Source organism: [Clostridium] symbiosum ATCC 14940 (assembly GCF_000466485.1).
GTDB lineage: Bacteria > Bacillota > Clostridia > Lachnospirales > Lachnospiraceae > Otoolea > Otoolea symbiosa.
In genome coordinates this window covers 69,505-76,538 of record NZ_KE992999.1, presented here as the reverse complement: position 1 = coordinate 76,538, position 7,034 = coordinate 69,505, and the positions used below count along the sequence as shown (strand labels likewise).

The window sequence follows — 7,034 nt, the reverse complement described above, 5'->3', positions numbered from 1 at the left end:
GGCTCAGTTTTTTCATACATCACTTGACACTACCTAATTATTCACTTAGAAATACCTGTAGTTCCTCCGGGGTGCCAAGGACATGAACCTTCGCAGCATCTACAATACTTATCGTTACCGGCATTCCCTTCTCAATCATAAGATTATACAGTGGTGCGATATACTTCTCATTCTTCTCCATTTGGCTGTCATCGGAATAAAATTCCTCATACAACTCCCTGTAAAGTCTGGCCGATGAAAAATAATAAGCTCCCAGCGTACAGTTATCCGAAATGCGTACCTTCTCTCTGACCTCAACAACATTGCCACTGTCATCCAGCCGAGTAAAACTCCAATGATTCCCGTCTGCGTGGAAGCATGGAATATGTCCGTCTCCAGAAAGATCCTTATACCTCATTTCATTCGGTTCCACATATGTATCAATGTTGTACACCATAATTGCCTCATCTGCGTTACAGTGCGGAATTGCCAGCATACAAGTTGTAGCCTGTCCATCAGTCAAATAATCCAATTCTACAATTTTGACATCTTGAATTCCATATGATGCACAATGCTCTCTTATAAAGCTTTCTGCATGATCCTCTGCCCTTACAACAAACACATATCGATTTACATTGTTATTGTAACCAACCAAGCTATCCATAGACCAGTCAAACAATGTCTTTCCCTTCGCCTCAATCATATATTTCGGACAATAATACCCTGCTTTACGGAAACGGCTGCCAAGACCCGCCATCGTAATTATAATATTCATTTCATTCACCTATCCTGTTCTCTTACTATTTTTCCTGCTGAATCAAACTTTTTTGTTCTTTTGAGACTTATTACCTCTATCAATTTTTGCATTTAGACTTTCTGCATATATCATCCAGTTCTTCAACACTACGCGTGAGAAATTCATCCGGACGAACTGTCCGATCGTCCACATAAAATCCCTTATGCCCCGGCCATGGCTTTCCATAAAAAATCTCATCATATGGAATATCCCATTTATCTAACCATTCCAACAGCACTTTTGCTGTACTCTTATTGATTTTCCCTAAGTTTCCGTTGTAGGAATTCATATTACGGGAGGTAAAAAGAATAATTTTTGCTCCGTTTTCATGATAATACTTGAGTTTATCGACCATGTCCTGGTATGGAACCAAATCTTTATAATTCTCTTCCTTCCTCTTAATCGGACATAAAGTTCCATCAATATCAAAAATAAACGAGTATTCACTAAACATCTTTATTCTCTCCTTCTACCTGTATATTAACAACTCTATTAAGAATCTCTAATCCCGTTCCAAGCATTACCATCTGATGCTTTATACTTTCGCTGTGAAGAGGAATCATGCTCAAAAATAGCAGTGCTTCTATCATTTCAATCTGCTTTAAACTATTTCCGATTTCCGCCTTAAAGGTATCAATAAAGACTTTGTATAAATCAAAGTCTCTTTTTTGGTCTTGAATACAATAATCAATACGAGCCCTTTTATAATCGAAGTTCACATCGAAAAGGTCTTTAATTATGAAATCATATTTGCCATCCACACTGTGAAAAAGTTTTGCAAGTTCATAACGGAAATCTCCATAAATATCATAAGTTCCAAACTTTCCACGAGGATCAATGACTTTGATAAAAGATAAATTAGTATCTACCATAATATTGGCAAAGCACAAATCTCCGTGAATAATGTTAAAAGTGTCTACTTCGTATAACATCTTAGGGATAACTTTTTCCAATACGGCAGAAATATCATTCAAAGGCAAATATTTCTCCCCGTTTACTTCGATTGGCTCTTCAAAGAAAGTCGAAAAAATATTCTCTTTTTTCATTCTCTCGAAGCGCTGTAATGTCTTTGTCAAATACATCTCCTCCAGTGCGTGCTGGATACTCCCGTCCTTCACAGTATAACGTTTGAAATCATCACACACAAAACGAATGCGATTAAACACGTCCACCCACTGCTGCAAAGTTAAATCACCATAGAGAAATAGCTCGTGTACCGTGTGATATGCGTAATACTCCATTGAAACATATGGATTTACATAAGATGTTGAATAATCAAAAATTCTGGGTCTTACATATTCCACATCGGAAGGCAACTTTAAATACCATTTAATTTCACCTATGAACTTATCTTTATCATCGCTCGTTTTTCTTAAAATGCCTCGGTTCTTATCAATTGAGATATGATTAAACTCTCTTGCACGCACTTCCAATTTAGAGTTATAGTACTTATCCTCATGGCCAATATCAAACCAGTTTTCCGTGGAAATTGCCTTCATCGGATGTTGTCTGCTGTATATTTGTAAGGCATGGTAGAACGTACTCATTTGAGGGCGTACTTCTTGAAATGCTTTTTCAAGACATGTTTTAAAATACACGGGATCTTCTATCTGAAAAACTCCAACAAACAACTTCTTCTTTTTATCAGTTTTTGCAGGCTTTTTATCATAAACGCGTGTAATCACGCCATCTTGCTCATCAAAATATGTCCATGTATCAGACATATAGTCTTCCTGGCAAAAAAAAGCGTCACCATCAATCTTTGCAATGTTGTCCATTACAATTGTATCTGAAAAGTTGATAATCAGCGATTCCTTTATCTGGCCAAGTGCAAAATATATCGTTTGTCCCAAATCCCCCAATTCTGGGAGTATCTTGATACGTACTTGTTCACTGAGGTAAGGATTGAGCCTTCGCTGCACTTTACCTGCCTGTTCAAAGCAAATAATATCCATCGACGTACAATATTCTTTATATTCTTCATACAGATAGTCGAATGCAATCTTTTGGTTGATGGGATATATAATTCCCGGAAGCTTTCCAAGTTTTTGGAGTTCCGCCGGAACAATTTTAGCTGCCGGAATAATGACTCTTTTCAGATTGTCCATATGCTTCCTCCTTTATAAAACATATTCCGCATACTTTTCATACTCAGGTTCATATATAAGAGTTCCATTATACAGAGCCAGCCAATGGATAAAATCAAAACTATAACAATGGAAGGCTTTTTCTTCTTCTATCTGATAATAATATCCAAAATGTGTATTCTCTGAATATCTGTTCTCATATTTAGGCCAAAATAGCCCAATTTCGTTCCTGTTAATGCTAATAATATGATTTTTTACAAATTGCCAGTAGGCTCGAATTGTACATTCATTATTGCCCCCCATAGTTGCAATGTAAGATCGCAGTATCTGGATTTCAGGAGCAATCTGCTCTTCTGCAATTCTTTTTCGGGACATCCCTTTTCCGCCTGTGCCCTTTCCTCGCGAATCAGGCTCGATTGAAAACAGCTCTAACATATCGTCTGTATTCCCAAAATATAGAAAGTCTGACAAGCAATATGGGTAAAACATATCACCATATGGCATACTTACAGTTACAATTCTCTTTTTTTGTTTAGTTGTAAAATCATCATTATTGACCGGAAAAGTGTTCACAAGGTTTAGTAAATGCATGATTGCATTCGGGTGGTATAATCTTTGATCTGTTCTCGTTTTACAGACAAATTCAGCTCCGAGTTCTTTTGCTTTTCTGATTCCTGCATATGTATTTGTTACTTGATAATTAATATTTAAATTACCAGGTTTTTGAGGCAAATCGCTCAAAACAACAATAATCCCCGATACTTGGAGTTTTTCTATTGTTTTCTCGTCAGCTCCCTTCCATGATGACAAAATAACAATAGCATTTGGATAGCATCGCTTATAAAAAACGGCCGTTTCTAATGTAAAATCATCAGACAAGAGCAAAGGACCTTGTATTACAATTGCTATCTTACTTTTCTCCTCCAATGTCTCTAAAACCGGAATAGCTTCCATTTTTTTAGGTCTTAGCCTATAACTGACATATTCTTTTGTTTCGGACTCAGATGCCTTACATGCGGCCAGCATTTCTCTATTAACAAAATTATTGCTTTTTCCCAATAATCTAACAATCTTGTACGGTATTTTCTGATACCAGCTAAGCACCGATAATATCTGTTTCTTCATACTCCCTCCGTTGTATACAAATTCGGGTTCTTATCTATTTGTTCCATTACACTCTATCTCTAAATATGCAGCATTATTTCCCTTCCATGCAGTGTACTCTACTATCGTTAAGTAAAATGGTACAGATAATGCAAACCCATAAAATGTATCAATATTTACCCCAAATAACATGCAAATAAGCGTAATCCCCATAATTAAACGGGACTTACCTGAATCATAGTAACTATTTTTTATAGCCACATATATTGCTCTTACAAAAATCACGATATAGAAGGCTATAATTGGAACCCCTAATTGGATAATACTATACAGAAACCCAATATCCCCCAGAGCACCACCTCCCGTTGCTATTCGTTGATCTACATTCAACAGTCCCGTACCCCATATCATATTTTTTGAATACATACTCATGTAGTAAGCAATCGCATTTAAACGGTAAGACGTAGAACCTCCATATTCCCCATTCGCTGTCGAAAAAGAATCTAAAAATTCGTTAAAAAATGGAAAATTAAATATAATGACAGCCGCAATAACGCCAAATATAAGCCAAATCACTTTCTTTTTGTCCAATTTCCTTTGAGTATAAAACAGAACTATTAATACAATTGTTTTGTAAACAATAGCAGAGCGTGCTTGCCATATGACCAATGCATATAAATAATTGATAATAATACCCACAGCACACCATCTTTTGGCGCTTTTGGTTTCCGCTTTGGATAATAAATAAAATGCAATTGGAATAACCAGAATATCCAAATTAGAGGGATTTATTCTATAGATACCGTTTCTATACCCCATCTCCCCATAAATGAGATTAGGCCAAGGAAAAACACCTGTAAAATGCTCTGCAAAAGAGTTGACAGCCCGTGCAAGTGTGTCTATCGATGTCGCCACAGCCAAAAACTTCAATAGTTTCTCAAATCTCCAAATTCCCGATGTTAATAATGGAATAACGGCTATTGCAACTATTGGATAGATATATACTCTTAACAACGCTAATGCGTCATCCCATTTATAACCTTTTACAAGTACGGAGTTGTACCCATTTATCCAGGAAATGACAAGCAAGAGCATTTCAAACGCCAGGAATTTCATACTGCTCTTTTTTAGGTAATGTACACTTGCAATTATGCTGATACCTATCATAAAAAAGAACAGCACCATCCTGGTTTTTGGTACAAATGAATCCGCAAACAGTCTTGTTCCGCGAAAAACCATGAGGAAATAGCAAAGATGCATTAACACCAAAAGTTCAATGATAATCTTTGAAATCGACCCTACTCTTATCTTCAACTCCATAACACAATCTCCATTCGTTAGCCATTTTTCGCCCCGAAGAACCTATCTTCCAACTTTCCGGATATCGCCCAATCAAGAAATCAATATGCCTTTTTATCCCTAAGTCCAACTTTTTCATATTAAACTATCTCTTTTATTTTTCAAACAGCTTATGTTCTATATTCTCACCTATAACTCTTGCCGGAACACCTCCAACAACGGCATTCTCTGGCACGTCTTTCACGACAGCTGCATTTGATGCAATAATTGCGTTATCCCCGACAGTAATGTTTCCGACAACTTTGGCCCCCGCTGAAACTCTGACTCCATTACCGATTACAACTGGTTCAGAGTCAAATGTATAACCGATGGTTACCTGCTGATTTATCCAACAATCATCACCAACGCTTTTGGCACTAATTACAGTTGCGAAACCATGCTGAATATACAATCTATGGCCAATGTTTCTGGTATTAATATACAAAGTATCCATGGGAGGAAACAAAGTTCTTAAAATATATCTGCGTAATCCACCCCTATATAACCGATTTAACAAAAGATTGCGAAATTCCTTTAGCTCAAGCATTAAGCCCGAGAATAAATCAAATTGCTTTTTTTTCGACTCGCTTTGCACACTTTCCCCAGTGCCAAATATCTTCCAGAATAATCTCCTTCACCGCAACAGGAGTTGAAAATACACATAAATACGCAATAGTCTCCACAAATTTAATATTTGAATAATACGTTTTTTTACACTCATTTTACTTTCCTCCTGGATCGTAGGTTTCAGGTGTGTAATGAATTACCCGCGTTCCACTATTTTCAAACTCAAACGGAATATACATTAAATCACGCATTGCCCAACGAACAGAATCCTGAAAATCTGGCTGTACATAAAATACAAGGAATCCTCCACCTCCTGCACCGAGCAATTTTCCCCCCAATGCACCGGCATCCACGCCTTTTGCATAAAGTTCATCGATGCTATTTGTAGAAACAGCTACTCCAGTTTGACGCTTGAGTTTCCAAGTATGATCTAACAATCTGCCAAAATCATCTAAATCCCGTTCTTTATCCGTCAAAACTTTCTCAGCATCATCAACCAAAGCCAACATTTCTTTAAGCTGAATTGTCCTGTTTTTTTTACCAGTTACATTTGCTTTCTGTACATCCGATGAGAAGCGTGTAAATCCCGTAAAGAACATCATCAGGTTCTGATTCAGCCGGCTCTTTCGTTCCGGAGAAATAATAATCGGCAATACCTCATAGCCATGCGCATTAAAGTTAATCCGATTGAAACCGCCAAAGGCCGCCGCAATCTGATCCTGCCAGCCACCTGCCTCATTGCAAAGCACTCTCTCCAAATAAATTGCTTCGTCTGCCAGTTTCTTCTTGTCTGCGTATTTTCCCTTTAATGCATAAAAGGCATTCAACATTCCAACTGCAAAGGAAGAACTTGTCCCAAGACCGGAACGTGCCGGAAGGTCGGCCTCATAGGTAAGACGAATCTCATGCATATCCAGCATCTTTATAGCATTACGAATTGCCGGATGCTGAATATCATCGATGCTGGACACCTTTTCGATTTTTGAATAAGTAAGCTCCGTTGACCAATCAAAAAATCTAGGAAGATGCCTTACATTTACATAACAGTACTTATCAAACGTTGTCGAGAGTACAGCCCCGCCATTTTCCCTGAAATATTCTTCCATGTCCGTTCCGCCTCCAAAAAATGACATACGGAATGGTGTCTTTGTAATAATCATAGT

General features: G+C 37.5%; 7 protein-coding genes. All 7 read right to left on the bottom strand.

Annotated features, from left to right (window positions below; genetic code table 11):
• Positions 1–37 precede the first annotated feature (37 nt).
• Positions 38–754 (bottom strand): glycosyltransferase family 2 protein, encoded by a 717-nt coding sequence (locus tag CLOSYM_RS17910; protein ID WP_021643206.1) that lies wholly within the window; start codon positions 752–754, stop codon positions 38–40.
• Positions 755–833: 79 nt separating this feature from the next.
• Positions 834–1,229, bottom strand: coding sequence for an HAD family hydrolase (locus CLOSYM_RS17905; RefSeq protein ID WP_003510759.1), 396 nt, complete (start codon positions 1,227–1,229; stop codon positions 834–836).
• Positions 1,222–2,883: an aminoglycoside phosphotransferase family protein gene (locus CLOSYM_RS17900; RefSeq protein ID WP_003510769.1), complete on the bottom strand. Its 1,662-nt coding sequence runs from the start codon at positions 2,881–2,883 to the stop codon at positions 1,222–1,224. Before CLOSYM_RS17900 ends, CLOSYM_RS17905 begins: the two co-directional genes overlap by 8 nt.
• A gap of 12 nt (positions 2,884–2,895) precedes the next feature.
• The gene (locus CLOSYM_RS17895) at positions 2,896–3,987 is read right to left on the bottom strand and encodes a WavE lipopolysaccharide synthesis family protein (RefSeq protein WP_004462216.1); all 1,092 of its coding nucleotides are present in this window, start codon (positions 3,985–3,987) and stop codon (positions 2,896–2,898) included.
• Positions 3,988–4,017: 30 nt separating this feature from the next.
• Positions 4,018–5,286 (bottom strand): O-antigen ligase family protein, encoded by a 1,269-nt coding sequence (locus CLOSYM_RS17890; RefSeq protein ID WP_021643205.1) that lies wholly within the window; start codon positions 5,284–5,286, stop codon positions 4,018–4,020.
• 133 nt (positions 5,287–5,419) lie between these two features.
• On the bottom strand, positions 5,420–5,899 hold the full coding sequence (locus CLOSYM_RS17885) for a serine O-acetyltransferase (protein ID WP_021643204.1): 480 nt from the start codon (positions 5,897–5,899) through the stop codon (positions 5,420–5,422).
• A gap of 127 nt (positions 5,900–6,026) precedes the next feature.
• Positions 6,027–7,031 carry a GHMP family kinase ATP-binding protein gene (locus tag CLOSYM_RS17880; protein ID WP_004462211.1) on the bottom strand — a complete coding sequence of 335 codons (1,005 nt, stop codon included), beginning with the start codon at positions 7,029–7,031 and terminating at the stop codon, positions 6,027–6,029.
• Positions 7,032–7,034: the final 3 nt, after the last annotated feature.